This is a genomic window from Streptomyces camponoticapitis, assembly GCF_014646115.1.
GTDB classification, from domain to species: Bacteria; Actinomycetota; Actinomycetes; order Streptomycetales; family Streptomycetaceae; genus Streptomyces; species Streptomyces camponoticapitis.
In genome coordinates this window covers 50,574-77,360 of sequence record NZ_BMMV01000034.1, presented here as the reverse complement: position 1 = coordinate 77,360, position 26,787 = coordinate 50,574, and the positions used below count along the sequence as shown (strand labels likewise).

At 71.9% G+C, this 26,787-nt stretch carries 18 protein-coding genes; 3 read left to right on the top strand and 15 right to left on the bottom strand.

What is annotated here, in order from left to right; translation table 11 throughout:
* Positions 1 to 337: 337 nt before the first annotated feature.
* The 4 genes from IEY79_RS34265 to IEY79_RS34250 form a co-directional block, all read right to left on the bottom strand.
* Positions 338 to 661: a putative WhiB-interacting protein gene (locus IEY79_RS34265; protein WP_189111564.1), complete on the bottom strand. Its 324-nt coding sequence runs from the start codon at positions 659 to 661 to the stop codon at positions 338 to 340.
* A complete protein-coding gene (locus tag IEY79_RS34260; RefSeq protein ID WP_189111563.1) occupies positions 658 to 1,026 on the bottom strand; it encodes a WhiB family transcriptional regulator in 369 nt (122 codons plus the stop codon). The genes IEY79_RS34265 and IEY79_RS34260 overlap by 4 nt, the downstream gene beginning before the upstream one ends.
* 172 nt (positions 1,027 to 1,198) lie before the next feature.
* Complete coding sequence (locus IEY79_RS34255) at positions 1,199 to 1,507, bottom strand: hypothetical protein (protein WP_189111574.1); 309 nt, start codon at positions 1,505 to 1,507, stop codon at positions 1,199 to 1,201.
* A 193-nt stretch (positions 1,508 to 1,700) separates the two neighbouring features.
* Positions 1,701 to 3,902, bottom strand: coding sequence for an ATP-dependent DNA helicase UvrD2 (locus IEY79_RS34250; RefSeq protein ID WP_308426713.1), 2,202 nt, complete (start codon positions 3,900 to 3,902; stop codon positions 1,701 to 1,703).
* A gap of 150 nt (positions 3,903 to 4,052) precedes the next feature.
* Between IEY79_RS34250 and IEY79_RS34245 the strand changes: the two genes are divergently transcribed.
* Positions 4,053 to 4,295: a mycoredoxin gene (locus tag IEY79_RS34245; protein WP_023538817.1), complete on the top strand. Its 243-nt coding sequence runs from the start codon at positions 4,053 to 4,055 to the stop codon at positions 4,293 to 4,295.
* A 69-nt stretch (positions 4,296 to 4,364) separates the two neighbouring features.
* On the opposite strand, the gene nudC is transcribed toward IEY79_RS34245, so the two are convergent.
* The 6 genes from nudC to IEY79_RS34215 form a co-directional block, all read right to left on the bottom strand.
* The gene (gene nudC / locus IEY79_RS34240; RefSeq protein WP_229701363.1) at positions 4,365 to 5,315 is read right to left on the bottom strand and encodes an NAD(+) diphosphatase; all 951 of its coding nucleotides are present in this window, start codon (positions 5,313 to 5,315) and stop codon (positions 4,365 to 4,367) included.
* 37 nt (positions 5,316 to 5,352) lie between these two features.
* On the bottom strand, positions 5,353 to 6,759 hold the full coding sequence (locus IEY79_RS34235) for a dipeptidase (RefSeq protein ID WP_189111561.1): 1,407 nt from the start codon (positions 6,757 to 6,759) through the stop codon (positions 5,353 to 5,355).
* A gap of 9 nt (positions 6,760 to 6,768) precedes the next feature.
* Positions 6,769 to 10,374, bottom strand: coding sequence for an ATP-dependent helicase (locus tag IEY79_RS34230; RefSeq protein ID WP_189111560.1), 3,606 nt, complete (start codon positions 10,372 to 10,374; stop codon positions 6,769 to 6,771).
* A gap of 202 nt (positions 10,375 to 10,576) precedes the next feature.
* Complete coding sequence (locus tag IEY79_RS34225; RefSeq protein ID WP_189111559.1) at positions 10,577 to 11,449, bottom strand: hypothetical protein; 873 nt, start codon at positions 11,447 to 11,449, stop codon at positions 10,577 to 10,579.
* A 122-nt stretch (positions 11,450 to 11,571) separates the two neighbouring features.
* Positions 11,572 to 14,937, bottom strand: a complete 3,366-nt coding sequence (locus IEY79_RS34220; RefSeq protein ID WP_189111558.1) for an ATP-dependent helicase — start codon at positions 14,935 to 14,937, stop codon at positions 11,572 to 11,574.
* A gap of 230 nt (positions 14,938 to 15,167) precedes the next feature.
* Complete coding sequence (locus tag IEY79_RS34215) at positions 15,168 to 15,578, bottom strand: MGMT family protein (RefSeq protein ID WP_308426712.1); 411 nt, start codon at positions 15,576 to 15,578, stop codon at positions 15,168 to 15,170.
* A gap of 218 nt (positions 15,579 to 15,796) precedes the next feature.
* On the opposite strand from IEY79_RS34215, the gene IEY79_RS34210 reads away from it, so the two are divergent.
* Positions 15,797 to 18,613, top strand: coding sequence for a lysylphosphatidylglycerol synthase domain-containing protein (locus IEY79_RS34210; RefSeq protein ID WP_189111557.1), 2,817 nt, complete (start codon positions 15,797 to 15,799; stop codon positions 18,611 to 18,613).
* A gap of 109 nt (positions 18,614 to 18,722) precedes the next feature.
* Positions 18,723 to 20,375: an alpha/beta hydrolase gene (locus IEY79_RS34205; RefSeq protein ID WP_189111571.1), complete on the top strand. Its 1,653-nt coding sequence runs from the start codon at positions 18,723 to 18,725 to the stop codon at positions 20,373 to 20,375.
* A 102-nt stretch (positions 20,376 to 20,477) separates the two neighbouring features.
* Here IEY79_RS34205 and moeZ read toward each other — a convergent pair whose 3' ends face one another.
* The 5 genes from moeZ to IEY79_RS34180 form a co-directional block, all read right to left on the bottom strand.
* Entirely contained in the window at positions 20,478 to 21,656 is a 1,179-nt protein-coding gene (moeZ, locus tag IEY79_RS34200; RefSeq protein ID WP_189111556.1) for an adenylyltransferase/sulfurtransferase MoeZ, read from the bottom strand.
* Between the two features lie 71 nt (positions 21,657 to 21,727).
* A complete protein-coding gene (locus IEY79_RS34195) occupies positions 21,728 to 22,489 on the bottom strand; it encodes a spherulation-specific family 4 protein (RefSeq protein WP_189111555.1) in 762 nt (253 codons plus the stop codon).
* Complete coding sequence (locus IEY79_RS34190) at positions 22,477 to 23,460, bottom strand: SDR family oxidoreductase (protein ID WP_189111554.1); 984 nt, start codon at positions 23,458 to 23,460, stop codon at positions 22,477 to 22,479. The genes IEY79_RS34195 and IEY79_RS34190 overlap by 13 nt, the downstream gene beginning before the upstream one ends.
* A 178-nt stretch (positions 23,461 to 23,638) precedes the next feature.
* Positions 23,639 to 24,802 (bottom strand): hypothetical protein, encoded by a 1,164-nt coding sequence (locus tag IEY79_RS34185; RefSeq protein WP_189111553.1) that lies wholly within the window; start codon positions 24,800 to 24,802, stop codon positions 23,639 to 23,641.
* Positions 24,795 to 26,648, bottom strand: a complete 1,854-nt coding sequence (locus tag IEY79_RS34180; RefSeq protein ID WP_189111552.1) for a DUF3492 domain-containing protein — start codon at positions 26,646 to 26,648, stop codon at positions 24,795 to 24,797. Before IEY79_RS34180 ends, IEY79_RS34185 begins: the two co-directional genes overlap by 8 nt.
* Positions 26,649 to 26,787: the final 139 nt, after the last annotated feature.

Sequence of the window (26,787 nt, the reverse complement as noted above, 5' to 3'; positions counted from 1 at the left end):
CTGAACCGAGATCAACCTGCGTCGGTACGGGACGGCCGGAGGTTAAAGAACAAGCCTAGGGCGTGTTTTGAAAGTCCCGTCTGGCTCACGGCGCCTGGCACGCACGCTCGCCGCGTTGTCGGGTCGCCCGAGTACGCCCGGTACGAGAGCGATCCTCCGCCTTGCGATCGCACGCACCAGACGCCGTGAGCCCCGCCCTGCGGGCGGACGACGCCACTCTAAAAACACGCCCTAGGCCCTGTCCGGAGAACGTGGAGCGGGGGCCGGTCCGTGAGGACCGGCCCCCGCTTCAGAGGCAGTTAAGGCGTGTGGCGTTGTCGCGCCCGGCCGGTGGCGGTCAGTTCATGACCGCCATGGCCAGCGCACGGCGGGCGCGCATCGATACGCGCTCGGCGCGGCGCTGCATCCGCCGAGCGGCGACCAGGCGCACGGCCTGGCGTTCCGCGTCGGCTTCACGCAGGCGCTCGGTCATATGCGCCCGCGCCAGGGCTTCTGGGATGAGTTGCATCTCGCGGTTCCTGTTCTGACGCGAGTCGCTCGCGCCGGTGGTACTGACAGCTGAAATGGCGGAGCCGGACGGCTCTCGCAGGGAAGAGGTCATCGGGGCCTGCTTCTTGGGATCGTGCGTGACGGGGCGGTCGATGGTGCCGGTGGCGTTCATGCCGCGACCGGGTTCTTGCGCGGGCGGCCACGGGGCCGCTTGCGGGCAACGACCACACCCTGGATGAAGAGCTCGCCGCCCCAGACACCCCACGGCTCACGCCGCTCCTTGGCGCCGGCGAGGCAGGCCTCGACCAGCGGGCAGGTACGGCAGAGGGACTTGGCGTACTCGACGTCGGCCGGGGACTCCGCGAAGAAGACCTCCGGGTCGTAGGCACGGCAGGGGACGGGTACGCCGAGGTTCTCGATGGCGTCGTCGAGCGCGGTGAGCGCGGTCAGCGGGGTCAAGGTGGAGTCCTCCGTGATGCCGGGCTGGGTGATCGTTTCGGAAGGCGGTACGGACGGGGCGTGCGCTTCGAGTTGCACGGTGGTGTCTTCCTCGTCTGGTCGGTCCGGCCTGTTGGCCAGGTGTCGGCTGGTACCGGGTGGTTCTTCTCCCGAGGCCCCTTCACTCCGCCCGTCCCGTTCGGGACAAACAGAAGGGCCGCGGATCCCGGGTGGGGTTCCGCGGCCCTGAAGGCGCCGGCCTGATCTTGAATCAGGCTGGATCACTCCAGGGTTCAGGCCCACGGATGGCCCACATCGTGTGGTGCTGCTTCGTCTGCTTCTTCAATTCGGCACCGGCCGCCGCGAAGGCATAGGCCTTTGCCTCTGCCGCTGCTACTTCTGCCGCCAGTGCCTTGTTCGGTCGCTCATTGCCGCCCGTGACAGGAAGAGCCACGGGGTTGGTCCGGCCGGCGCCGAAGCCCGACAGACCGGTGGCGACGAACGGAGATTCATCGGTGGCGAGCAGTCCGGAGCGCAGAACGTCGAGAGAGCATGCGGAGACGACCGAGAGATCGGTCATTTTGGCGGTGCTGACGAAGCTGCTGTTGATGCTGATCACTGGAATCGCCTCCTCTCGGCGTATCGAAATCCGGATACCACTTCGGACAAGTAGAGCACGGGGACCGGGCTTCGGAGAAGCCCGCCGTTCCCGTGGTTAAGAACCTATGGTGATTCGCGGGGCGGGCGCAAACTATTTTTTCGACGAGTTTGTATCAGCTCTCCTCGTCCTCCCCAACGAGCTCCTCACCTGCGCAGATGGCGAGAACATCGGCTCCGAACCGCTCCAGCTTGCGACCGCCGACGCCGGAGATCCGGGACAGCTCACCGTCGTCGCCCGGCACGGCCTCGGCGATCGCCATCAGCGTCTTGTCGGTGAACACGCAGTACGCGGGCTGGCCCAGCTGCTTCGCCTGGTCGGAGCGCCACTCGCGCAGCCGCTCGTACAGCGCCTCGTCCATGTCCGAGGGGCATCCCTCGCAGCGCATCAGTTTCATCTCGCCCGCGTCCGTCAGCGTCGTGCCGCAGACGCGGCAGAGCACCGGCCCGCGCCGCTTGCGCCGGCCGCCGCGCTCGGCCGCGCCGCCGGCCGCCGCTCCGGCGCCCCGCGTGCCGGGGGCCGACGAGCCCGGCCGCAGGCCGCTCAGGAAGCGGGTGGGGCGCCGGGAGGCCCGGCCGCCGGGGGCCCTGGAGAGCGCCCATGACAGGGAGATGTGCAGCCGGGCGCGGGTGACCCCGACGTAGAGGAGCCTGCGCTCCTCCTCGACCTGTTCGTCGGTCTTGGCGTACGTGATCGGCATCATGCCCTCGGTCAGCCCGACCAGGAACACGGCGTCCCACTCCAGGCCCTTGGCCGAGTGGAGGGAGGCGAGGGTGACTCCCTGGACGGTCGGGGCGTGCTGGGCGGCGGCGCGCTCGTCGAGTTCGGCCACCAGGTCGCCGAGGGTCGTCTCCGGCCGGGCCCGTGCGAAGTCCTCGGCCAGACGCACGAGGGCGGCCAGCGACTCCCAGCGGTCCCGGACGGCGCCCGAGCCCGTGGGTGGTTCCGTGGTCCAGCCCTTGGTGGAGAGCACGGCCCGCACCTGCGACGGCAGATCGACGACATCGTCCAGCAGGGAGTCGTTGCCCCCGAAGCGGGCCGCGCCGCGCAGGGCGGCGCCCGCCTCCCGTACCTCCTGGCGCTCGAAGAACCGCTCGGCGCCCCGGAGTTGGTAGGGCACCCCGGCGTCGGCGAGCGCCTGTTCGTAGACCTCCGACTGGGCGTTGATCCGGTACAGCACGGCGATCTCGCCGGCCGGGACGCCCGCCGCGACGAGGTCGCGGATCCGGCGGGCGGTGCCCTCGGCCTCGGCTGGCTCGTCGGCGTACTCCGTGTAGAGGGGCTCGGGGCCCGCGTCGCGCTGCGAGACCAGTTCAAGCCGGTGCTCGGCGGCGCGGCCACTGGCTTGATTCAGCAGACCGTTGGCGAGGTGCACGACCTGGGGGGTGGAGCGGTAGTCACGGACCAGCTTCACCATGGTCGCGTTCGGGTGGCGGGTGCGGAAGTTCAGCAGATGGTCCGGGGTCGCGCCGGTGAAGGAGTAGATCGTCTGGCTGGCGTCGCCGACGACGCAGAGATTCTCCCGGTCGCCCATCCAGAGGTCGAGGAGCCGCTGCTGGAGCGGGCTGACGTCCTGGTACTCGTCCACCACGAAGTGCTGGTACTGACCGCGGATCTGGTCGGCGATGTCGTGCCGGTCCTGGAGGATGCCGACGGTGAGCAGCAGGACGTCCTCGAAGTCGATCACCGACCTGTCTCGTTTCAGCTGCTCGTACATCGCGTAGATCTGGCCGATTTCCGCCGGATCGCGCGGGGCGTCGCGATGGGACTTGGCGACGGCGGCCGGATAGTCGGCGGGCACGGTCTGGGTGACCTTGGCCCACTCGATCTCGCCGGTGACATCCCTCAACTCGTTCCGGTCGAGCCGGACCCGGCAGCGGGCCGCCGACTCCGCGACCAGCTGGACCTTGCGCTCCAGCAGCCGGGGGAGCTCGCCGCCGACCACCTTGGGCCAGAAGTACTGGAGCTGGCGCAGGGCCGCCGAGTGGAACGTACGCGCCTGGACACCGCCCGCGCCCAGCTGGCGCAGCCGCCCGCGCATCTCCCCCGCCGCCCGGTTGGTGAACGTGACGGCGAGGACGCTGGCGGGCTGGAGGATCCCGGCCCGCACGCCGTAGGCGATCCGGTGGGTGATCGCGCGCGTCTTGCCCGTGCCGGCACCGGCCAGCACGCACACCGGTCCGTGCAGTGCCGTCGCGACCTCGCGCTGCTCGGGGTCGAGCCCTTCGAGCACCGCGTCGGCGTCGCGAGGCGGTGCCACGAACTGGCTGCCGTCGGAATCCTGCGGGAAGAGTGAGGAGTGCGTTGCTGCTGTCACCCCGCCATGCTGCCAGGTCCCGTGGGGCCGGTGCTGCACTTGTCCACAGGGGAGTCACGTTGGTCGTACAAGTGCGGGAATGGTGACCAGGTCACGTACGTTCATCCCTCAGCAAAGACATTCGAGCCTGCCAGAGGAGCGCGAGAAGACATGCCGGGGACCGTGACGATGTACAGCACCACATGGTGCGGATACTGCCGTCGGCTCAAGGGCCAGATGGACCGCGAAGGCATCGCGTACACCGAGATCAACATCGAGCAGGACCCGGATTCGGCGGCGTTCGTCGAGAAGGCGAACGGCGGCAATCAGACGGTCCCGACCTTGCTCTTCGACGACGGTTCGACGCTGACGAACCCGTCCCTCGCGCAGGTCAAGCAGAAGGTCGGCGCCTGACCCCACGGGTCGGACACGACAGGACCGCAGGAGCCCCCGCCGGTCGGCGGGGGCTCCTGCGCGTCCCGGTCAGCTCAGCGGCCTCGGCAGCGGCTTTCCGTACCAGAGTTCCGTCAGCCGTGCGGCGATCGAGATGCCGGACGGCGGGAGGACGTCGCCCGACTCGATCGCGATCCGCAGGTCGTCGCGGGAGAACCAGCGCGCCTCCTGGATCTCGTCGCCGTCCACGGTGATCTCGGAGGACGTGGCGCGGGCCATGAAGCCCAGCATCAGGCTGGAGGGGAACGGCCACGGCTGGCTCGCGACGTACTCGACGTCACCGACCGTGATGCCCGCCTCCTCGAACACCTCGCGGGCCACCGACTGCTCGATCGACTCCCCGGGCTCCACGAAACCCGCCAGAGTCGAGAACCGCCCCTCCGGCCAGTGCACCTGACGGCCGAGGAGCGCGCGGTCGTGTTCGTCGGTGACGAGCATGATCACGGCGGGGTCGGTGCGGGGGTAGTGCTCGGCGCCGCACGCCGGGCAGCGGCGGATGTGGCCCGCCGCCGCGATCACCGTGCGCTCACCGCAGCGTGAGCAGAAGCGGTGGAGCCGCTGCCAGTTCTCCAGCGCCACCGCGTGGACCATCAGGCCCGCGTCGCGCGGGGACAGCAGCAGCCCGGCCTCACGCAGTCCCGCGGCACGCGCGGACTGGTCCATGCGGCCCGGCAGCGTGTCCTTCTGGAGAGCGAAGTAGCTGACCCCCTCCTCGTCGGTACCGAGGAAGTAGCGGTGCGTCTCGGTGAGGGGCGCCTCGAAGGAGGGGGTCATCACGAGTTCGGTGCGGCCTTCCGGGGTGTCGTCTATCAGCACCTGGCCGCCGGAGACGACGAAGACCCGGGTGGTGGGGTGGCTCCAGGCCGCGGCCAGCCACGCCTCGTCGAGGCGGTGGTGGGCCGCGCGGTCGATGCCGCTGTCGGAGGCGAGGACGATCGGCCGGTCTGCGGCGGTTTCTCCGCCGCTGGTGGTGGTGCTCACTGGTACTTCCAACTCCCCCGGATGGATGGGTGTCTGTTCAGCGGAGAGCTTCGGCGAGATCGCTCCAGAGGTAGGCGGTCGTCTCCACGCCCTTCAGGAGGAGGTCGATCTCGACCTTCTCGTCGGGCGCGTGCCAGCCGTCGGACGGTACGGAGACGCCGAGGAACAGGACGGGGGCGCCGAGCACGTCCCGCAGGTCGGCGGCGGGTCCCGAGCCGCCCTCGCGGGTGAAGCGGATCTTCTGGTCGAAGGCGCGGCCCATGGCCCGTACGACCGACCGGAGCGCGGGATGGTCCAACGGGGTCAGACAGGGACGGGTGGACGCGGCGAAGGTGGTCTTGTGGCGGATGCCGGCCGGGATCGCGGCGTCGATCCACTCGGTCACGGCGCGCTCGATCCGGTCCGGATCCTGGCCGGCGACCAGCCGGAACGAGAGCTTCAGCCGGGCGGACGACGGGATGATCGTCTTGCCGCCGGGGCCCTGGTAGCCACCGCCCATGCCGTTGACCTCGGCGGTGGGGCGGGCCCAGACGCGCTCCAGGGTGGTGTACCCGGCCTCGCCGAGCGTGCCGTGCGACTTGGCCGTACGCAGCCACGCGGCCTCGTCGAAGGGCAGCTCGGCGATGAGGGCGCGCTCGGCGTCGGTGAGCAGTGTGACGCCGTCGTAGAAGCCGGGCACGGTCACCCGCTCGTCCTCGTCGTGCAGCGCGGCCACGAGGCGGGCGGCGACGGTGACCGGGTTGGGCACGGCGCCTCCGAAGGAGCCGGAGTGGATGTCCTGGTCGGGGCCGTACAGCTCGATCTCGCACTCGGCGAGGCCGCGCATCCCCGTGCAGACCGTGGGGGTGTCCTCGGACCACATGCCGGTGTCGGAGACGATCACCACGTCGGCCGCGAGGCGGGCCGCGCGCTGCTCCACGAGCGCGCGGAAGTGCGGCGAACCGGACTCCTCCTCGCCCTCGACGAGCAGTTTCAGATGCACGGCGGGGGTGGTGCGCCCGGTGGCCGCGAGATGGGCGCGGACGCCGAGTGTGTGGAAGAACACCTGCCCCTTGTCGTCGGCGGCCCCGCGCCCGTACAGCCGGCCGTCCCGCACGACCGGCTCGAAGGGGTCGGTGCGCCAGCCGTCCTCGCGGGCCGCGGGCTGTACGTCGTGGTGGCCGTAGACCAGGACGACCGGGGCTCCCGGGTCGTCGGAGGGCCACTCGGCGAAGACGGCGGGGGCGCCGGGGGTCTCCCAGACCTCCGCGACCGGGAACCCGGTCGCGCGGAGTTTCGCGGCGAGCCAGTCGGCGCTGCGCGCGACGTCCGCGGCATGGTCCGGCTGCGCCGAGACGGACGGGATGCGCAGCCACTCGGCGAGGTCGTCGAGGAAGGCCGCCCGATGGGACCGGATGTAGTCACGGGTGTGCGTACGGACGGCACTGTCCGGGGTCTCGCTCATACATCGAGCCTATCCGGCTCCGGGGGTTGTCTCGTCTGCCGTTCGCTGTTCGGGACGCGCCTGCGGCGGGTGGTCGTCTCCGTCGAGGAGGAGGCGTTCCAGTTCGGTCCTGCCGGGCAGGCCCTCGGGTCGTACGGCCTCGCCGCTTCTTACGTAGAGGAAGGTGGCCGTGACCGCGTCCGGGGGGAGGCCGTGCTGCTCGGCCCAGGCCAGACGGTAGACCGCGAGCTGGAGCAGGTCCGCCGTACGGCCCCGGCCGGTCTTCCAGTCGACGATCTCGTACGTGACGGTCTCCGTCACCGGATCGACGTCCCGGTACACGGCGTCGATACGGCCGCGCACGACGCGGCCGGCGAGGGTGAGCTGGAAGGGCACCTCGACGCGGTACGGCGTACGCCGGGCGTACGGGGTGCGGTCGAAGGCGTCCTTGAGGGCCGTGAGGTCGCGTTCGTCCGCGATCTCCGGCTCGTCGTCGGCGCCGCCCGGCAGCTCGTCGGGGCCGAGCATCGGGAGCGGCAGCTCGTCGAACCGCGACTCCACCCAGGCGTGGAAGCGGGTGCCGCGGCGCGCGGCGCGGTGCGGCGGGCGGGGCATGGGGCGGGCCAGCTCCTGGGCGAAGCCGTCGGGGTCGGCGGCGAGGCGCAGGAGTTGTGAGGCCGAGAGCGACGGCGGTACGGGAACGTCACGGACGCGTGCGCGGGCACGCAGCAACTCACCGGAGAGGGCGTCGAGGTCCCGGTCCCAGGAGGCGAGGGTACGGGTCTCCTCGGGGGTGAGGCGCTCCGGAGACCCGACGCCTCCGGGCACCGGGGACCCGTCGGCCGGGGGGCGCGGGGCGGGCAGATGCGCCGGGCGCGCGGCGTCCGCCGGATGCTCCAAGCGCTCCGGGTCCTCCAAGTGCTCCGGGTTGTCGTGTCCCGGCTCCCAGGTGTCCCAGTCCGCGAGGTCGTCGTGCTCCCACTCCGGGCCGTCGGGCTCGTCCAGGTCGTCGTACGCGTCCTCCGGCGGCGGCGCGTCCTCCGGCGGAGGTGGCGCGTCCTCCTCCGGAGGTGGCGCGTCCTCAGAAGAAACCGGCTCGTCGTACGGCGTCCCGCCCGCCCAGGGCGTCGCGGTCGACGCGTCCATGTGCGCCAGGACCGTGTCCGCCGCCGTACGGCGCCGGGCCAGGGAGTCCGGGTCCAGCGGGAGCGGCCACGCCTCCGTCCTGTCCGCCGCGAGCAGCGCCGGGTTCTCCTCGGTCTCCGGCGGCTCGTCGGCCCACACCTCGATCTCGCCGAAGCCCGCCGCGCAGTGGTCGTGCAGGGCCTCCAGGAAGTCCGAAGGGCCACGGACGCGCTTCTGGCTCGGACCCCACCAGTGACCCGAGCCAAGCAGCAGGGAGCGCGGACGGGTGAACGTCACGTAGCCGAGGCGCAGTTCCTCCGTGTGCTGGTGCGCGCGCATCTCGTCCTTGAACGCCTTCAGGCCCTTGGCGTCCCACTCCGGCACGTCCGGGAGCGTCGGGGCGTCGCCGCGCAGGGCATGCGGCAGGACCTTCGACTGGGACGTCCAGGCCTCGCGCGCCCTGCTGTTGGGGAACTGTCCGGTGACCAGGCCGGGGACGGCCACGACGTCCCACTCAAGTCCCTTGGACTTGTGCGCGGTGAGGACCTTCACCGTGTTCTCGCCGCCGGGCAGGGCGTTGTCGAGACCCTTCTCGTACTGCGCCGCCGTCCTGAGGAAGGCGAGGAACGCCAGGAGCGTGGCGTCCCCGTCGAGCGCGGCGAAGGAGGCCGCCGTGTCGAGGAAGTTGTTCAGGGTCTCGCGTCGTCGCGCGGCCAGGGCGTGCGGCGAAGCGGCGAGTTCGACCTCCAGACCGGTGGTGGCGAGCACCCGGTGCAGGACGTCCATCAGCGGGTCGGCCAGCGAGCGCCGCAGATCACGCAGTTCGGCCGCGAGCCGGGCGAAACGCACGCGCGCGGCGACCGAGAAGGGAAGGCCGTCGTCCTTCCCGCCGGCCGACTCCAGGAAGGTGTCGAGCGCGTCGGCGAGCGATATCACCTCGGCCGGGTCGGTGCCCTCGACCGCCGCCGCGAGCCGTTCGTCGGCGTCGGCGGTCTCGTCGAGGGACGAGCTGTTCACGCGGTGCACAAGCAGCCGGGCGCGGCGGCCGAGGAGCGCCAGATCGCGGGGGCCGATACGCCAGCGGGGGCCGGTGAGCAGCCGTACCAAGGAGGCGTTGGCGCCGGGGTCCTGAAGGACCTCGCACATCGCCACGAGGTCGGCGACCTCGGGGAGGTGGAGCAGCCCGGAGAGACCGACGACCTCGACCGGCACATCACGGGCGACGAGCGCGCTCTGGATCTCCGCGAAGTCGCCGGCGGTGCGGCACAGCACCGCGATCTCGGCGGGCTCCTTGCCCGTGCGTACCAGATGGGCGATGGAGTCGGCGAGCCAGTCCAGCTCCTCGGCATGGGTACGGAGGAGGGCGCAGCGCACGATGCCGTCGCGCTCGGCGCCGGGTGCCGGCCGCAGGGCCTCCACGCCCTCGTGCATGGCGCGCAGGGGCGCCGCGAGTCCGTTGGCGAGATCGAGCAGCCGCCCACCGCTGCGGCGGTTCTCGCTGAGCGAGAAGCGGGCGGCCGGGGTGCCGTCCGCGCCCGGGAAGTGGGAGGGGAAGTCGTCCAGGTTGGCGACGGAGGCGCCGCGCCAGCCGTAGATCGCCTGGCAGGGGTCGCCGACGGCTGTCACCGCGTGGCCGGTGCCGGAGCCGAAGAGGCCCGACAGAAGGAGGCGTTGGGCGACCGACGTGTCCTGGTACTCGTCGAGCAGCACCACGCGGAACTCGTCGCGCAGGATACGGCCGACCTCCGGCCGGGTGAGGGCGAGTTCGGCCGAGAGCGCGATCTGATCGCCGAAGTCGAGCAGATCGCGCGCGCTCTTGGCGGCGCGGTAGCGCCCCACCAGATCGAGCAGTTCACGGCGGGCGGAGACGGTCTCGGGCACCTTGCGCAGGTCGGCGTTGCTGAGCCGGACGCCTTCGAGGGTGCGCAGCAGCTCGCTGTCGTAGGAGGCGAGTTCGCCGGTCGGGACGAGGTGCTCGGCCAGCTCGGCGTCGAGCGCCAGCAGATCGCCGACCAGGGCGGGGAACGATCGCGTCAGTGAGGGATACGGGCCCGGGGCCTCCTTCAGCACCCGCGCGGCGAGCTGGTAACGCGTGGCGTCGGCCAGCAGCCGGGCGGTCGGCTCAAGCCCTATCCGCAGGCCGTGATCGGTGAGGAGCTGTCCGGCGAACGCGTGGTACGTGGAGATGCGCGGCTCTCCTGGGGGGTTGTCCGGGTCGAGCAGATCGGGGTCGGTCACCCCCGCCCGTACGAGCGCCTTGCGGACCCGCTCGGCCAGCTCGCCCGCCGCCTTGTTGGTGAAGGTGAGACCGAGGACCTGCTCGGGGGCGACCTGGCCGCTGCCGACCAGCCACACCACGCGGGCCGCCATCACCGTCGTCTTGCCCGAGCCCGCCCCGGCGACGATCACCTGCGGTGCGGGCGGGGCGATGATGCACGCCGTCTGCTCCGGGGTGAACGGGATGCCGAGGAGTTCGTTGAGCTGCGCGGGGTCGGTGATACGTGCGGACACTTCAGAGAGGCTATCGGGGACCACTGACAGGCAGACGGCGGGCGGACCGGACAGACCGGACGTCACGACCGTCGTGGCGTCGGGCGCCCGACGCCACGAGGGCGAGTGCCCGACGCCACGACAGCGGGTGCCGTACGTCTTCACGGGGGTGCCGGGACGTCAGCACCGCCCGCCGGACGGGTTGTCGGTGGTCCCGGGGGCCTCAGAGTCCGGCCGGCGGGTTCGCCGCCCCCTGGACCTCCCGCAGGTCGACGACGTCACCCTCGGGCGGCACGGTGGCCTTGACGGGCACGCCGAAGTCCCCGAAGACGACCGTGTTCGGGGCCCGGCCGCCCTCGCTGACGGCCTTCAGCAGATACGGCGCTCCCTCGGCCGCCACGAACGTGGTCCGCGTCCTGTCGGCGTCCCGCTTCACCAGCGTCACCGCCTTCCGGCCGTCGACCTCGGCCGCGTTGCCTCTGGTCAGGCCCTTGGTGTCGGCGGTGTTCAGATTGCCGAGCATCGCGTCCAGGTCGCACGCGCCGCCCAGCGCCCGCGCGGGGGCGTTCCCGCCCGCGGGGATCTTGAGCCACTTGCCCTTGAGCAGCAGGACCAGTGCGTCGGCGCGGCCGGGGTCGGCGCTCTGCGAGTTCGGGTCGTTCCCGCCGGTGGCGAGCGCCCGCCAGAACTCGTCGTCGCCCTTGACGTACGTGACGCCGTCCACCACGGCGAACTCCGCCTCGCTGTCGTCCTGCCGCAGACCCCCCGCGCAGGTGCCCTTGCTGTCCAGCGAGAAGTCGACCTTGAGGCGCCTGCCGTTCTCCGTACCCTCCGCCGTCAGCCGGAGGGACTTCGCGCCCCTGGTCGCCTTCACGGCCTTACGGGCGATCTGTTCGGCGCTCATCCCCGCGAAGGGATCGCCGGTCGCGGCTCCCGTCGACGGCGCCGCCACCTGCTTCGCGGCGGCCGCCGCCTCCTTCTCGGCCGCGCTCTCCGCCCCGCTGCCGGCGCCGCCGGTGGAACAACTCGCCACACCTGCCACCGTGATCGCGCTCAGCAGCGCCGGCATCAGGAACTTCCGCTTGATCGCGGTCATCTGTTGTCTCCTCGCACATCTGGCACGTCTGGTACTCCGTGCCCGGGTGCCGTTCCCGTTCCGAACGGGTGAGGAGTCGCGAAGGGTGCATGTGCACGAGGGGATTCATCCGGGAGAGGCACTCACTCCACGATCTGCTGCCCCTCCGGCCGCGCGCTGCACGACGCGCGGAAGGAACAGTGCTCGCAGTGCCGGCCGGTGCTCGGTGTGAAGCGTTCGTCCAGTACGCGCCCGGCCGCGGTGGCGAGCAGGTCGCCGACCCACTCCCCCGCGAGCGGCTCCTGCGCCTGGATCCTGGGCAGCTCCTCACCGCCCTCCTTCTTGGCCGCCGCCTGCCGCAGTTGTACGAGTTCGGCGCCGCCCGCCTCCGGCCTGCGCCCGTCGAAGAGGTCGTCCACCGCGCCCTCCCCCACCGCGAGCTGGTACACGGCGAGCTGCGGGTGGTGCGCGACCTCCTCTTTGGTAGGAGCGGCCTTGCCGGTCTTGAAGTCGACGACATAGGCGCGCCCTTGGGCGTCCCGCTCCACGCGGTCCATGGAGCCCCGGATCCGTACCTCGTACGCGCCCGCCTCAAGGGTGACGTCGAAGGCGTGCTCGGTGGCCGCCGGTGTGCGCCCGGCGCGGTCCATCACGTGCCAGCGCAGGAAACGCTCCAGCGCCACGCGCGCATGCTTCTTCTCCTGCTGGGACTTCCAGGGCGCGTCGAAGGCGAGCGCGTCCCACACGGAGTCGAGGCGCTCCATGAGGACGGCGAGGTCGGCGGGCGTACGGCCGGAGGCCACCTCGTCGGCCAGGACATGGACGACGTTGCCGAAGCCCTGTGCGGCGGTGGACAGTTCGTCCGCCTTGACCTCGCGCCCCAGGAACCACTGGAGCGAGCAGGTGTTGGCGAGCTGGTCCAGCGCGCTGCCGGAGAGCGCGACGGGCTGGTCCCGGTCGCGCAGGGGGACGGCGCTGTGCGTGGGCTCGTACAGGCCCCACCAGCGGTGCGGGTGCGCGGCGGGAACGAGCGGCTGGCCCTCCTCGTCGCTGAGGGCGGCGAGCCGGGCGAGCCGGCGGGCGGCGGCGTCGCGCAGCACGGGCGTCGCACGCGGGTCGACCGTCGTGGCGCGCAGTTCGGCCACGAGAGCCGCGACGGCGAGCGGACGGCGCGGGCGGCCGGTGACGTCCCTGGGCTCGACGCCCAGTTCGGTGAGGAAGCGGGACGGCTGGTCGCCGTCGTCGGCGGGCGCCTTGACCGCGGTGACGACGAGCCGTTCGCGGGCGCGTGTCGCCGCCACGTAGAAGAGACGTCGCTCCTCCGTAAGGAGGGCGCCGGGAGTGAGGGGCTCCGCCAGGCCGTCGCGCCCGATCCTGTCCGCCTCCAGAAGAGAGCCGCGCCGCCGGAGGTCGGGCCAGAGCCCCTCCTGCACGCCCGCGACGACGACGAGCCGCCACTCCAGACCCTTGGAACGGTGCGCGGTCATGAGGCGGACGGCGTCGGGCCGTACGGCTCTGCCGCCGAGCGTGTCGGCGGCGATGTCCTGCGCGTCGACCTCCTCAAGGAAGTTGAGGGCGCCGCGCCCGCCGGTCCGTTCCTCGGCCCGTGCCGCCGCGTCGAACAGCGCGCATACGGCGTCCAGGTCCCGGTCGGCGTTACGCCCCGCTGCGCCGCCGCGCAGTGCCGACCGTTCAAGCCTGCCCGGCCAGGGGGTGCCGTCCCACAACTCCCACAGCACCTCCTCGGCGGTGCCGCCGCCCGCCAGCAGCTCACGGGCCTTGGAGAGGAGCGCGCCGAGGCGCTGGGCGCCGCGCGCGTGGGCGGGGTCGTGCGTGACGAGGCGCTGCGGTTCGGCGAGGGCGCGGGCCAGGAGAGTGTCGGAGGGGGGCGGTACGCGGTTGCCGGCGGCCCGCTCCTCGTCGCGCAGGGCCCGGCCGAGGCGGCGGAGGTCTGCGGCGTCCATGCCGCCGAGAGGCGAGGTGAGCAACGCGAGCGCGGTCTCGACGTCGAGCCAGTCACCCTCGACTCCGGCACCGAGCCCGGTCCCGATCTCGGTGCCGGTCTCGGTGCCGGTCTCGGTGCCGGTCTCGGTCCCCGCGCGCTGCGCCGACCGGACCGCCGCCGTCGCGACCGCGCGCAACGCCGTCAGCAGCGGCGCCACCGCCGGTTCGTGACGCAGCGGCACATCGTCGCCGTCGATCTCCAGCGGCACGCCCGCCGAGGTGAGGGCCCTCCGTACGGACGGTATGGTCCGGCCTCCGGCCCGTACCAGCACCGCCATCTCGCTCCACGGCACGCCCTCTTCAAGATGCGCGCGCCGCAGGATGTCCGCGACGTTCTCCAGCTCCGTGGAGGCCGTCGGATAGGTGTACGTCTCGACCCGGCCGCCCTCGCGGACCGCCGCCGGTTCGCGGTGTGCCCGTACCTTCTCGGCCGGCAGCCGGTTGAGCGGCATCCGGCGGGTCAGCAGCCGGGTCGCGGCGAGCAGCCCCGCGCCCGAGCGCCGGGAGGTCGTCAGAACGCGCACCGGGGCCGGACGGCCGTCGGCCCGGGGGAAGGTGTCCGGGAAGTCGAGGATGCCGTTCACGTCGGCGCCCCGGAACGCGTAGATCGACTGGTCCGGGTCGCCGAACGCGACGAGCGTGCGGCCGTTCCCGGCGAGCGCCCTGAGCAGTCTGACCTGCGACGGGTCCGTGTCCTGGTACTCGTCGACGAACACCGCGTCGTACTGGTCGGCCAGCCGCGCGGCGACCTCCGGCCGCTCGGCGAGCAGTACGGCCCGGTGGACCAGTTCGGCGTAGTCGAGCACCCCCCGCATGTCCAGGACGTCGAGGTATTCGGCGAGGAAGGAGGCGGCGGCCGTCCAGTCGGGGCGGCCCCCACGCCGCGCGAAGGCACCCAGGGAGTCCGGGCCGAGCCCCAGCTCCCGGCTGCGGGCGAGCACCGCGCGCACCTCGTCGGCGAAGCCGCGTGTGGTGAGGCAGGCCCGCAGCTCGTCGGGCCAGCGGATGCGCGCGCGTCCTTCACGCTCCAGAGCGAGCTGGCCGGCGAGCAGTTCCCGTACGGCGACGTCCTGCTCGGGTCCGGAGAGCAGTCGTAGGGGTTCGGTGAAGAGGTCGGCCTCCTGGTGGGCGCGGATCAGCGCGTAACAGAATGAGTGGAACGTGGTCGCTTGCGGCCCCTGCGCACCGCCCAGCCTGACCGCCGTACGGTCGCGCAGTTCGACCGCCGCCTTGCGGCTGAAGGTGAGGACGAGCATCCGTTCCGGATCGACGCCCCGCGCGACCCGCGCGGCGACGCTCTCGACGAGCGTGGTCGTCTTCCCCGTGCCCGGACCTGCGAGAACGAGCAGCGGTCCACGGTCGTGGTCAACCACCGGGCGCTGTGCTGCGTCCAGCACAGGAGGATCCACCGGGACCGGCGGTGTACGCACCAGTCGGTACGCAGCGGAGGTCCGCTGCCGTACCCGACGGTGCGGGGTACGCCCGGTGGAAGAGGAGGAGCTCACGTGGATCGCCGGTCCTGGAGGGGGTGCTGGTGGTGACGGGGCTTTCTGGGGTGCGTGTGCCGCGAGCTGACGAGGCTACGCCGAGGGGTGGCGCGGATGCGGCGGGTCCGCCCGATGATCTGCCGGCTGTCGCGGGTGCCGTGGACGACGCGGTCGCCGGGGCCCTTCATCCGTACGGTCCTCAGCAGACACGCGGGATCTCCCGCCGCGGGGCGGAATGTCGGAAGCTGTCAGTTGTGAGCAGCATCGCCCGTATCAGCGCCCGTTTCCGGCGCCCGGCCGTCCCATCGCGCCCGTCTCATGTCCAGGCGCGGGAGATGGCCTTCGGAAGCGCGCGAGGCCTCCCGCAAGGGGGTGCCCTCCTCGCGGTAGTGAGCCAGGGCCCGCAGCTCATGACCGGCCAGCAGCACTCCGTCCGAGCGGACCACGCGCCACCAGGGCACGGCCCCGCCGTACAGCGCCATCGCGCGGCCGACCTGCCGGGGACCGCCCTCGCCCAGCCACTCGGCGACGTCGCCGTACGCCATCACCCGGCCGGGCGGGATCAGGTCGGCGACGTCGAGGACCCGCTCCGCGTACTCGGGCAGCTCTCCGGAGGCCTCGTCGGGTTTGTCGGGCTTGTCGGGCTCGTCGCTCCTCATCCGCCCCATCCTGCCCCACGGCACCGACAGTCCGCCCGGTCCGCGACCCCGGCCCGGGCGGACTGTCGGCGCCGTGTCCGCAGACGGCGGGAGGGCCGACGCGGCGTTCCCCAATGCACCCTGATACCCCCCTCTGTCACCCTGGCGTGCCACCATCATCCGGGCGGTGACTGGTGATACGAGATCAAGAAGACACGGATTCGACGAAGGAGCAGGGCGTGCAGCCTCCGACGGTGGCAGGCACCCCTGACGCCGAACCGCGCCCCGAACCACGCCCGGAACAGGCCCCCGACGGCGGTACGGAACCCAGGGCCAGGGCCGGCGGTCCCAGGGCCAAGGCCGGCAGTCACGCCGCGAAGAGAGGCTCCGGAGCCGGCGACGAACCGGACACCGACGACGGCAGGAGCCAGAACGGGGAGAACGTCCCCCCGGGAAGCCACGCCGACCCGCTCTCCGGGGACGAACCGCTGCTCGCCGCCCGCGTGCACCGCCCCTCCGACCTCCTGCGGCTGCTCATCGGCGTCCTCGCCATCGCCGTCGTCATCGCCCTCTCCGCCTTCGCCCACGGCACCACGTCCGGTCTCGAACAGGACATCAGCAAGGGCACCGGCCAGGCCCCCGACCTGCTCGTCAAGGTCGCCGGTCTGATCTCCAGCATCGCCGTGCTGCTCGTCCCGGTCGCCTTCGCGATCGAACGGCTGATCAAACGCGACGGCCTGCGGATCGCCGACGGCGTACTCGCCGCCGTCCTCGCGCACGGCGTCACGCTCGCCACCGACCTCTGGGTGGCCCGCGCGGCGCCCGGATCCATCCAGGACGCGCTCACACGCGCGCAGCCCGGCGAAGGGCTCACCGACCCCGTACACGGCTATCTCGCGCCCGTCATCGCCTACATGACCGCCGTGGGGATGGCCCGCAGACCCCGCTGGCGCGTCGTCCTGTGGGTGGTGCTGCTGCTCGACGCCTTCGCGATGCTGGTCGCGGGGTACACCACACCGTTCTCGATCATCCTGACCGTGCTGATCGGCTGGACCGTCGCGTACGGCACGCTCTACACCGTCGGCTCACCCAACGTCCGGCCCACCGGCCAGACACTGATGGCGGGTCTTCGCCATGTGGGTTTCCGTCCCGTCAGCGCGATGAGGGCCGAGCCGGACGACACGAGCGACACGGCCGAGCAGGGCGAACGGGGCCGCCGCTATCTGGTGACCCTCGACGAGGGCCCACCGCTGGACGTCACGGTCGTCGATCGCGAACAGCAGGCACAGGGCTTCTTCTACCGGGTCTGGCGCCAGCTCACCCTGCGCTCGATCACCACCCGCCGCTCGATCCCCTCCCTGCGCCAGGCCCTGGAACAGGAAGCGCTCCTCGCGTACGCCGCCATCGCCGCCGGCGCCAACGCCCCCAAGCTGATCGCCACCTCCGAACTCGGTCCCGACGCCGTCATCCTGGTGTACGAGCACATGGGCGGCCGTTCCCTGGACTCGCTGTCGGACGACGAGATCACCGACGAGCTGGTGCGCGGCGCCTGGGAACAGGTCAAGGCGCTCCAGTCACGCCGTATCGCCCACCGCAGGCTCACCGGCGACGCGCTGCTGGTCGACCAGGACGGCAAGGTGATCGTCACGGATCTGCGCGGCGGCGAGATCGCCGCTGGCGACGTGGTGCTGCGGATGGACATCGCGCAGCTCCTCACCACCGTCGGACTGCGGATCGGCGCCGAACGCGCGGTGGCCACCGCTGTGGACGTCCTCGGCCCCGACACCGTCGCCGACTGTCTGCCGCTGCTCCAACCGATCGCGCTCAGCCGGTCCACGCGCACGACACTGCGCCGGCTCGCCCGTGAGCGGTCCCAGCGTGAGCGTGACGCGGTGCTCCGGGCGTCCGAGGCGGCCAGGCACGCCCGTACGCCGGAGGTGACGGAGGCGAGCACCGACGCCGAGCGCAAGGCCGCCAGACGGTCGCTGCGCGCGGAGAAGCAGGCCGAGAAGAAGGCCATGGACGACGCGCTCGACGAGGTGCGCGAGGAGGACCTGCTCTCCCAGATCCGCGGGCAGGTCCTGCTGATCAGACCGCAGGCGCCTGTCGAACCGGTCCGTCTGGAGCGCATCAGACCGCGCACCCTCGTCAGCCTCATCGCCGGTGCGATCGCCGCCTACTTCCTGCTCACGCAGCTCGCCGGTATCGACTTCGGCAACGTCTTCGGCCACACCCACTGGGGCTGGGTGGCCGCCGCCGTCGTGTTCTCCAGCCTCAGCTATCTCGCCGCCGCGATGAGCCTGCTCGGCTTCGTACCGGAGCGGGTGAGCTTCCTGCGGACGGTCGTCGCGCAGGTCGCCGGGTCCTTCGTCAAGATCGTCGCCCCGGCGGCGGTCGGCGGAGTGGCGCTCAACACCCGCTTCCTGCAACGCGCGGGCGTACGCCCGGGGCTCGCCGTGGCCAGCGTCGGCGCCTCGCAGCTGTTCGGGCTCGGCGCGCACATCCTGCTGCTGCTCGCCTTCGGCTATCTGACCGGTACCGAGAAGACGACCTCGCTCACCCCGTCGAGAACCGTCATCGCGGGTCTGCTGACCGTCGCCGTACTTGTGCTGGTCGTCACCGCGATCCCGTTCCTCAGGAAGTTCGTGGTGACCCGCCTGCGCTCGCTCTTCGCGGGCGTGGTGCCGCGCATGCTGGACGTGCTCCAGCGGCCGATGAAGCTCGTCACCGGCATCGGCGGGATGCTGCTGCTGACCGGTCTCTTCGTGATGTGCCTGGACGCGTCGATCCGGGCCTTCGACGACGGGAATCAGCAGCTGAGCTACGCGAGCCTCGCCGTGGTGTTCCTCGCCGGCAACGCGCTGGGGTCGGCGGCGCCGACGCCGGGCGGTGTGGGCGCCGTCGAGGGCGCGCTGACGATCGGTCTGATCGCGACGGGTGTTCCCAAGGAGGTCGCGGCCCCGGCGGTGCTGCTGTACCGGATGATGACCCTGTGGCTGCCGGTGCTCCCCGGGTGGATCTGTTTCAACCACCTGACGCGCAAGGGAGCCCTCTGACACCCCTCTCCCGGCTGCCTCCGAGGGGTCCCCCGGAGCGGTGCCACCACTCGGCTGGACCCCGGGCCGCGCGCCGCTCCCGAGCACGACGCACCATGGGGGGATGCCGATGCCCTCCTTCTCCGCCTCCACCGCACCAGCCCGGCGGCGTCGCCGGGCGCTGACCGCCGTCACAGCCGCCACCGTCGCCGCACTGCTGGCCGCCGCCGGATGCTCCGGCTCCGACAGCGGCGGTCAGGCCGGGCAGAACAGCCGCAGCGACCAGGACGGCCAGAGCAAGACCGACAAGAGCGTCAAGACCGCCCCGCCCGCCGACCTGGCGTCCCAGAAGCTGGACTGGAAGGACTGCCCGACCCCCTCGGCGGCCGAGGGCGGCGGTACGGCTCCGTCGCCGCTGCCCGGCGGCACCAAGTGGAAGTGCGCCTCCATGGCCGCCCCGCTCGACTACGCGAAGCCCAAGGGCGACACGATCGACCTGGCCCTCATCCGGGCCGAGACGAGCGATCCGGACAAGCGCATCGGCTCCCTGGTCTTCAACTTCGGCGGGCCCGGCGGCTCCGGTGTGACCGCACTGCCCTCCTTCGGCAAGGACTACGAGAAGCTGCGCACCCGCTACGACCTGGTCAGCTTCGACCCGCGCGGGGTCGGCCGAAGCGACCCCGTCGAGTGCAAGGACGACAAGCAGCTCGACGCGTACTACGCGAAGGACATGACCCCGGACGACAGTGCCGAGGAGAAGTCGTTCATCGGCGGCCTCAAGTGGTACGCAAGCGGCTGCGAGCAGAAGTCCGGCAAGGCGCTGCCGCATGTCGGCACCGTCAACGCCGCACGCGACATGGACCTGATGCGCCAGGTACTCGGCGACGACAAGCTCGACTACTTCGGCATCTCGTACGGCACCGAGCTGGGCGGCGTCTACGCCCACCTCTTCCCGAAGTCGGTTGGCCACGCCGTCTTCGACGCCGTCGTGGACCCGACCGAGGGCACCGAACAGGGATCGCTCGGCCAGGCGAAGGGCTTCCAGCTCGCCCTCACCAACTTCGCGAAGGACTGCGTGAGCCGCGGCGACGCGTGCCAACTGCCGGGCAGCGACCCGCAGGAGATCGAGAACTTCGTCGTCAAGCTGCTCGACCGGCTCGACAAGAAGCCGATCACCGGGCTGGGAAGCCGGAAGCTCACCGAGACACAGGCCACCAACGGCATTGCCCAGGCGCTCTATTCGAAGGAGCTCTGGCCGCTGCTCGAACAGGGTCTGGACGAGGCCGACGGCGGTAACGGCGCCCTGCTGCTCGTCCTGTCGGACGCGATGAACGGGCGCAACGAGAAGGGCCAGTACAGCAACATCCAGGCGGCCAACGCGGCGGTCAACTGCGTGGACTCCAAGGAGCGCTACACCCTCGCGCAGACGAAGGCGAAGCTGCCCGATTTCCGCGAGGCGTCCCCGGTCTTCGGCGAGTTCCTCGGCTGGGGTCTGCTGGGCTGCTCGGAGTGGCCGGTGCCGGGCGAGTCGGACCGGCCCGATGTCAGCGCGCCGGGTTCGGCCCCGATCCTGGTCATCGGCAACACCGGGGACCCGGCCACGCCGTTCGAGGGCGCGCGGGCGATGGTGAAGGCGCTCGGCAAGGGAGTCGGTGTGGAGCTGACGTTCGAGGGCCAGGGACACGGCGCGTACAACAGCGGCAACGCGTGTGTACGGGACGCCGTCAACGGCTATCTGCTGGACAACAAGGTGCCGAAGGCCGGGACCGTCTGCCGGAATTGACCCGTCGGGGCATACGTACGGCTCGTCCTACGCGCCCGCGTACGCGGGAGGCCGGTCCACGAGATTCGTGGACCGGCCTCCTGCTGTACGTACGCGCTTCGTTCAGTAGATCGGCTTCTCCGGCTCGATCTGGTTGACCCAGCCCACCACTCCGCCGCCGACGTGCACGGCGTCGGCGAAGCCCGCGGCCTTCAGCACCGCCAGCACTTCCGCACTGCGGACACCCGTCTTGCAGTTCAAGACGATCTTCTTGTCCTGCGGCAGGTCCTGGAGCGCGTTCCCCATCAGGAACTCGTTCTTGGGGATCAGCCTGGCACCCGGGATGGAGACGATCTCGAACTCGTTCGGCTCCCGCACATCGATGAGCTCGATGTTCTCGCCGTCGTCGAGCCACTCCTTGAGCTGCTTCGGAGTGATCGTCGAACCGGCCGCCGCCACCTGGGCCTCCTCGGACACGACGCCGCAGAAGGCCTCGTAGTCGATGAGTTCGGTGACGGTCGGGTTCTCACCGCAGACCGCGCAGTCGGGGTCCTTGCGGACCTTGACCTGGCGGTACTGCATCTCCAGCGCGTCGTAGATCATCAGACGGCCGAGGAGCGGCTCGCCGATGCCCGCGAGGAGCTTGATCGCCTCGTTGACCTGGATGGACCCGATCGACGCGCACAGCACGCCGAGGACGCCGCCCTCGGCGCAGCTCGGCACCATGCCGGGCGGCGGCGGCTCCGGGTAGAGGCAGCGGTAGCAGGGACCGTGCTCGGACCAGAAGACGCTCGCCTGACCGTCGAAGCGGTAGATCGAGCCCCATACGTACGGCTTGCCCAGCAGCACACACGCGTCGTTGACCAGATAGCGGGTGGCGAAGTTGTCCGTGCCGTCCACGATCAGGTCGTACTGGGAGAAGATCTCCATGACGTTCTCGGACTCGAGCCGCTCCTCGTGAAGGACGACCTTCACCAGCGGGTTGATGCCGAGGACGGAGTCACGTGCGGACGCGGCCTTCGAGCGGCCGATGTCCGCCTGGCTGTGGATGATCTGCCGCTGGAGATTCGACTCGTCGACCTCGTCGAACTCCACGATGCCGAGCGTTCCGACACCGGCCGCGGCCAGATACATGAGCGCGGGCGAGCCGAGCCCGCCGGCGCCCACGACGAGCACCTTCGCGTTCTTCAGCCGCTTCTGCCCGTCCATCCCGACGTCCGGGATGATCAGATGACGGGAGTACCTGCGGACCTCGTCGACGGTGAGCTCGGCAGCGGGCTCGACCAGGGGTGGCAGCGACACAGGGACCTCAACAGGGGATTGGTCGGTTGGTCAGTACGTTTGTTCCTCCGGTAACACTGCCACGCGCCTTCTCATTCCGAGACACCCGGTCCGATCTGCGAGACGATTTCGTCCCAGTAGCCGGGCAGTGCCGCGAATGGGCTGTTCTGTCCGGTTCGCTGGTCGTGATCGCCGTGGTCGGTGAAGAAGATCGTTCCCGCGCCCTGCCAGCGCGCGATCCGCATGGCCTCGTCCAGATGGCTGCGGGGCACACCGTGCACGAGGTGCACGAAGCGCTCGGGCGGATGGTCCGCCGTCCACTCGGCCACCTGTGACCACCGGTAGTCGGTCCACGGTCCGCTGAAGGTGACCAACTGGTCGGCGATGTCGGCGTATCCGCGGTACGGATGTGTCCCGTGGCCGAGGACCAGATGCCCGCCGGGCACGATCGTGTCCAGCGTCGCCGTCGTGAGCCTGACGTCCGCGAGGTACGGGGCCTCCGCCGGACACCGGTCCAGATAGAAGCCGTCGACGCGGTACCAGTCGTGGAAGTCGTGCGCGTCGCTGACGATCTCGCCGAAGCTCCGGGCGCCGTACGCGAGATCGAGATGCCCAAGCACCCGCACGCCCGCGTTCCTGAGCCGGCCCGCGGCCTCCAGACAGTGCGGGTCCGGCATACTGCCCGGCCCGTCCGCGACGTTCAGCACGGCCCAGTGCAACGGCGTTCCGGGGCGGGTCAGTTCGGCCCACTCGACCGGGGCGAGCAGTGGATGGGCGTAACCGGGGATGCCGAAGCCGAGCCCGGCGGCGCCGGTGGCCGACGGGCTGCTGTCGGCGGATCTCAGATGCGGCATGCCGCCTCCATCCAGATGTCGGCGAGCGACTCCTCCAGGTTGATACGGGGACGCCAGCCGAGCCGGTCGCGCGCGGTGCGGACATCGGCCTGCTGCCAGCCGCCGCAGCCGTCGGGGTACGGGAACGGGCCGCCGCCGCCCAGCTGCTCCGACGGGTGCTCGCCGCGCTGCGGGCCGAGCGTGCCGTGCCCCTGCGGGGGGCGGGGCGGACCGGTGGGAGTGTCCAGCTCGTGCAGGGCGCCGCCGTATCCGGCGACCCTCGCGAGGACCGCCGCGGCGTCCCTGAGCCGGACCGCGCGCCCCGTACCGATGTTGACGACGCCCTGTGCGGCGGAGAGCGAGGCGGCGTGCACGGCGCGCGCCACGTCGCGTACGTCGACGAAGTCGCGCTGCACGCCGAGTCCGCCGAGCTTCAACTCGCCGTCACCGGACTGCATGGCGCGGCGCATCGCCTCGGCGAGCCGGCCGAGCGGAGAGCCCGCGGGCGTGCCGGGCCCGACGGGTGAGAAGACCCGGAGCACGACGGCGTCGAGCCCGGCGCCGAGCACCAGCTCACTGGCGGCCAGCTTGCTCACACCGTACGGGCCGCCGGGCCGGGGCACCGCGTCCTCGGCGGTGGACGAGCCGGGCTGGGAGGGCCCGTACTCGGAGGAGCAGCCGAGCTGGACGAGGCGGGCGCCGCAGCCGCTGCGACGCAGCGCCTCGCACACCGTCGCCACGGCGACGGTGTTGTGCCGGGTCAGATCGCGGGCGCCGCCCCGGGTGGCGCCGGCGCAGTTGATGACGACTCCGGGGTGGACGGCGTCCAGGAAGCGGGTGAGGGCTCCGGGACTGCCTCCGGCGAGGTCGAACCGTACGTCGGCGTCGTCGCCTCTGCCGAGTGCGGTCAGATGCACGGCCGGGTCGGCGAGCAGCCGGTCGGCGACGAAGCGCCCGAGGAAGCCGTTGGCACCGAGCAGCAGGACCCTCATCGCGCCGCCCCTTGGTTCCGACGCGCCGGTGCTGGGGGTTGAGGGGTCATGTTCTGTCGTCTCCTTAGAGGTGTTGCCGTGTGCTTCGGGTTACGCCCGCGGCGTCGGCTCCGCGGGAGGTCGGTGGGTCCGGACGAGCGGCCCGGACGGGCGTGCGCCGGAGGCCGGTGGCCGCCGGTCACGTGTGGGCCGAGGCCCGGGACAGTGCGACGGTGGCGTGGATCAGCAGTCCGAGCGCGGCGGCGCCGCAGGCGAGGGCAGGTACGGCTCCGGCTCCCCACGCCTCGACGAGGGCCCGGACGGGGGCGGAGACGGACGCGAAGCCGGGGACGCGGCCCGCGGTCGTAAGAAGGAGGGCCGCCGCCTCGACGGCGCAGGCGGTGGCGAGGCCGGTCGCCGCCGCCCCGGGGAAGCCGTGGACGGTGAGCAGCCGGGCGAGGAGCAGCAGACAGCCGAGGGCGACGGTCGTGACGGGGTGGCCGGTGCCCGCGCCCCGGTCACCGCCGAGGACGAGTTCGGCGAGGACGGCGAGAACGGCCAGCGCGACGGCGTACAGCGCGAGCAGGCCGAGCAGCACCGGCCGGGTCCGGGAGGCGAACTCGGCCAGCGATCGGCTGTGGGCGAGCCTGCGCCGCGCCTGTACGGCCAGCAGATGGGCGCACCACGCGGCGGGGGCCACGGCGAACGCCAGGGCGACGAGCGGCGCCGCGGCGTGGGCCAGGGGGTCCGTCCCGTGGGGCCCGTCGCCGGCCGTCGCGTGCGTCAGCACGTCGCCGTACAGCACGTACGCCAGCAGCCAGCACACCCACAGGCGGGAGACGCCTGCCGTGTGGCCCTCGACGCGCAGCGGGCCGCGCCGGAGGGCGACGGTCAGCGCGACGGCGAGGGCGACGCCCCCCACCAGGCCTGTCGCGGGCCGCAGCCCCCCGGCGGCGCTGTCGGCGCCGTCCGCGTAACGCAGGGCGACGACGGCCGTGGCGCACACCGCGCCCGGGAGCAGGGTGCGCAGCGCCCACCCGGCGCGCGGATCGGTGGAGCGCGCCGGGTGGGGTGTGGTCGCCTCCGCGGTGTCCCGGCCGCCGTCGGCGGAGCGCGGCACGCGCGCGTACAGCTCCTCGGCGAGTGAGAAGACGTCCCGGTGCCGGAAGCGGGCGGCTGCCCGGTCGGTGACGCCGTGCGCCTCCAGTCCGGCCGCGATCTCCAGCGGGTCGACCGCGTGCTCGCACAGCTCGCGGTGGCTGTGCATCAGCGTCTTGACGGGGTCGGCCGGGCCGGGACGCCGCGCGAGTCTCGTCGTGAGCACGGGGGTGCTCGCCCCGTCGGGGGTGCCCGTGTCAGACATCGCTCTCCCCCAGGGCCTGTCCGGCGCCCACTCCGACCGCCTCCGTAGGACGCGGCGCTCGCGCGGCCACGGGTGAGGAGGCGGGGTGGGACGGCAGGGTCGTCGTCGCGGGGGGCGCCGGCTGCCGCGGTGCCGGCATCGGTACGGTCGTCGCCTGTCCGGCGGTCCAGTGGCCGGGTACGTACGCCTCCGCCGGGTTGGCGAACGGCAGCGGCTCGCCGTGCGCGTCCACCGTCTCGGCCGGGCGCCGGACCGGGGTGTGCGAGATCAGCTCCAGGTAGATGCGGCGGAACGCCGCCAGGTTCTGCTCGACGGTGAAGAGTTCGAGTGCGCGGGCCCGCGCGGCGGCGCCCAGCCGTGTCCGCCGCTCCGGGTCGCGCAACAGCGCGACACAGGCGTCGGCGAGCGCCCGCGGATTGCGCGGGGGCACGACGAGTCCCGTACCGCCGATGACTTCGACGACCGCGCCGACGTCGGTGGAGACCGTCGCGCGCCCGCAGAACATCGCCTCGACCAGGCTGACCGGGAAGCCCTCGACGATGCTGGACAGGACGACCACACCGCCCGCCGCGTAGGCGTCGACCAGCTCCGGGGCGCCCGGCCCGCCGACCTCCTCGAAGGAGACGCAGTTGTCGCCCACGGCGTGCGCGTCGGCCGCCTCGTCGGGGAACAACTGGGCAGCCAGCGCGCGGCAGTGGGCGAGATAGGCCGTCGCCTCCGCGCCCCGCGCCGCCGCTCCGATGATCCGCAGCCGTGCCTCCGGCTCCTCCTTACGGATGTCGGCGAAGGCGTGCAGCAGGGAGATGAGGTCCTTGGCGGGCTCGATCCGCCCGACCCAGACGAGGGTGTTCGGGTCTCCGTCGTCATCGCCGCCCCGACCGCCGCCGCCACCGCGTTCACAGCCTTCGCCCAGGGCGGAGAAGCGGTCCGTCTCCATGCCGGGGTAGACGGTGCGCAGTTTGGCGCGGTCGGCGCCGCAGCGCTCCTGCCACCGTCTGGCGTGCGTGTTGCCGGGGGTGATGACGGTGGCCTGCCGGTAGACCTCGGCCGCGAGCAGGCCCTGGAAGGCCGCGAGCAGGGCGCGCACCGGCGCGCGCAGGGGCGCGTCACCCCCGGGTCCGGCGGCCAGATAGTGGGCGCGGAGCTGGACGCCGTACTCGGTGACCAGCAGCGGCGCGCCGAAGAAGCGTTTGCCCAGAAGTCCGGGCAGGGCGGCGGATCCGCCGGTCGTCGCGTGACAGAGATCGACGGCCCCGAGGCCTTCGTCGTCGTACCAGTCGAGGGAGAGCGGGCGCAGCGCCCGCTCCAACTGGTCGGCGAAGACCAGGTAGTCGCAGACGGTGGCGCCGCGCACGCTCCGGCGTGCGCGGGGGGTATGGCAGGCGGATTCCAGGATCCGGAGGGCGGCCTCCGAACGCAGAGCCGTGGACAGGCCGCCATGGTCGCGCGCCAGTTCCGCGAGCCCGTACAGCCCTTCGGCGAAGGCGCTCGCGTCGCGCGCGCCGTCGCCGCGCGCGCTCTGGGCCGCGCTCCCGCCGCCGGAAGCGCCGTCGTCCGGGGCGCAGACGGCGGTGATCAGATCTCCGAAGTGCCCCACGAAGCGTCGTCGTTCGCGCCGTCCGTACGCCCTCCCGTCGCCTTCCGCCGACCAGAGGGACGCGGTGCGCACCCGCAGTACGGAGGGCGGGAGCTGGATCCAGCCTCTGCCCTCCTGGTGGGCGCTGCGGCTGAGCGCGTAGATGTCGAACTCGTGCTGCGCGAGCCCGCGTACGAGCCGGTCGCACCAGAGCCTGGACTCACCCGTCGCGTACGGGTAGCCACCGTCCGTGAGTAGTCCGATCCGCACGAGCACACCCCCGATCTCCCTTGTGGGAAGCCGCCGTTGGATCGGCGACTCACAGCGGGACGACCGTAAGCGGACATGACGGTGGAACGACGGACGGTTGTCCGTCGCACCACCAGAAGGGGTGAATGCACGTAACTTT

Excerpts from the sequence above, each read along its gene's own strand:
- IEY79_RS34235 (WP_189111561.1), bottom strand. The coding sequence starts at position 6,759 with ATGAGCGAGACCCCGGACAGTGCCGTCCGTACGCACACCCGTGACTAC.
- IEY79_RS34255 (WP_189111574.1), bottom strand. The coding sequence starts at position 1,507 with ATGACCGATCTCTCGGTCGTCTCCGCATGCTCTCTCGACGTTCTGCGC.
- IEY79_RS34185 (WP_189111553.1), bottom strand. The coding sequence starts at position 24,802 with ATGTCTGACACGGGCACCCCCGACGGGGCGAGCACCCCCGTGCTCACG.
- IEY79_RS34195 (WP_189111555.1), bottom strand. The coding sequence starts at position 22,489 with ATGCCGCATCTGAGATCCGCCGACAGCAGCCCGTCGGCCACCGGCGCC.
- IEY79_RS34245 (WP_023538817.1), top strand. The coding sequence starts at position 4,053 with ATGCCGGGGACCGTGACGATGTACAGCACCACATGGTGCGGATACTGC.
- IEY79_RS34225 (WP_189111559.1), bottom strand. The coding sequence starts at position 11,449 with ATGACCGCGATCAAGCGGAAGTTCCTGATGCCGGCGCTGCTGAGCGCG.
- IEY79_RS34215 (WP_308426712.1), bottom strand. The coding sequence starts at position 15,578 with ATGAGGAGCGACGAGCCCGACAAGCCCGACAAACCCGACGAGGCCTCC.
- IEY79_RS34190 (WP_189111554.1), bottom strand. The coding sequence starts at position 23,460 with ATGAGGGTCCTGCTGCTCGGTGCCAACGGCTTCCTCGGGCGCTTCGTC.
- IEY79_RS34205 (WP_189111571.1), top strand. The coding sequence starts at position 18,723 with ATGCCCTCCTTCTCCGCCTCCACCGCACCAGCCCGGCGGCGTCGCCGG.
- IEY79_RS34265 (WP_189111564.1), bottom strand. The coding sequence starts at position 661 with ATGAACGCCACCGGCACCATCGACCGCCCCGTCACGCACGATCCCAAG.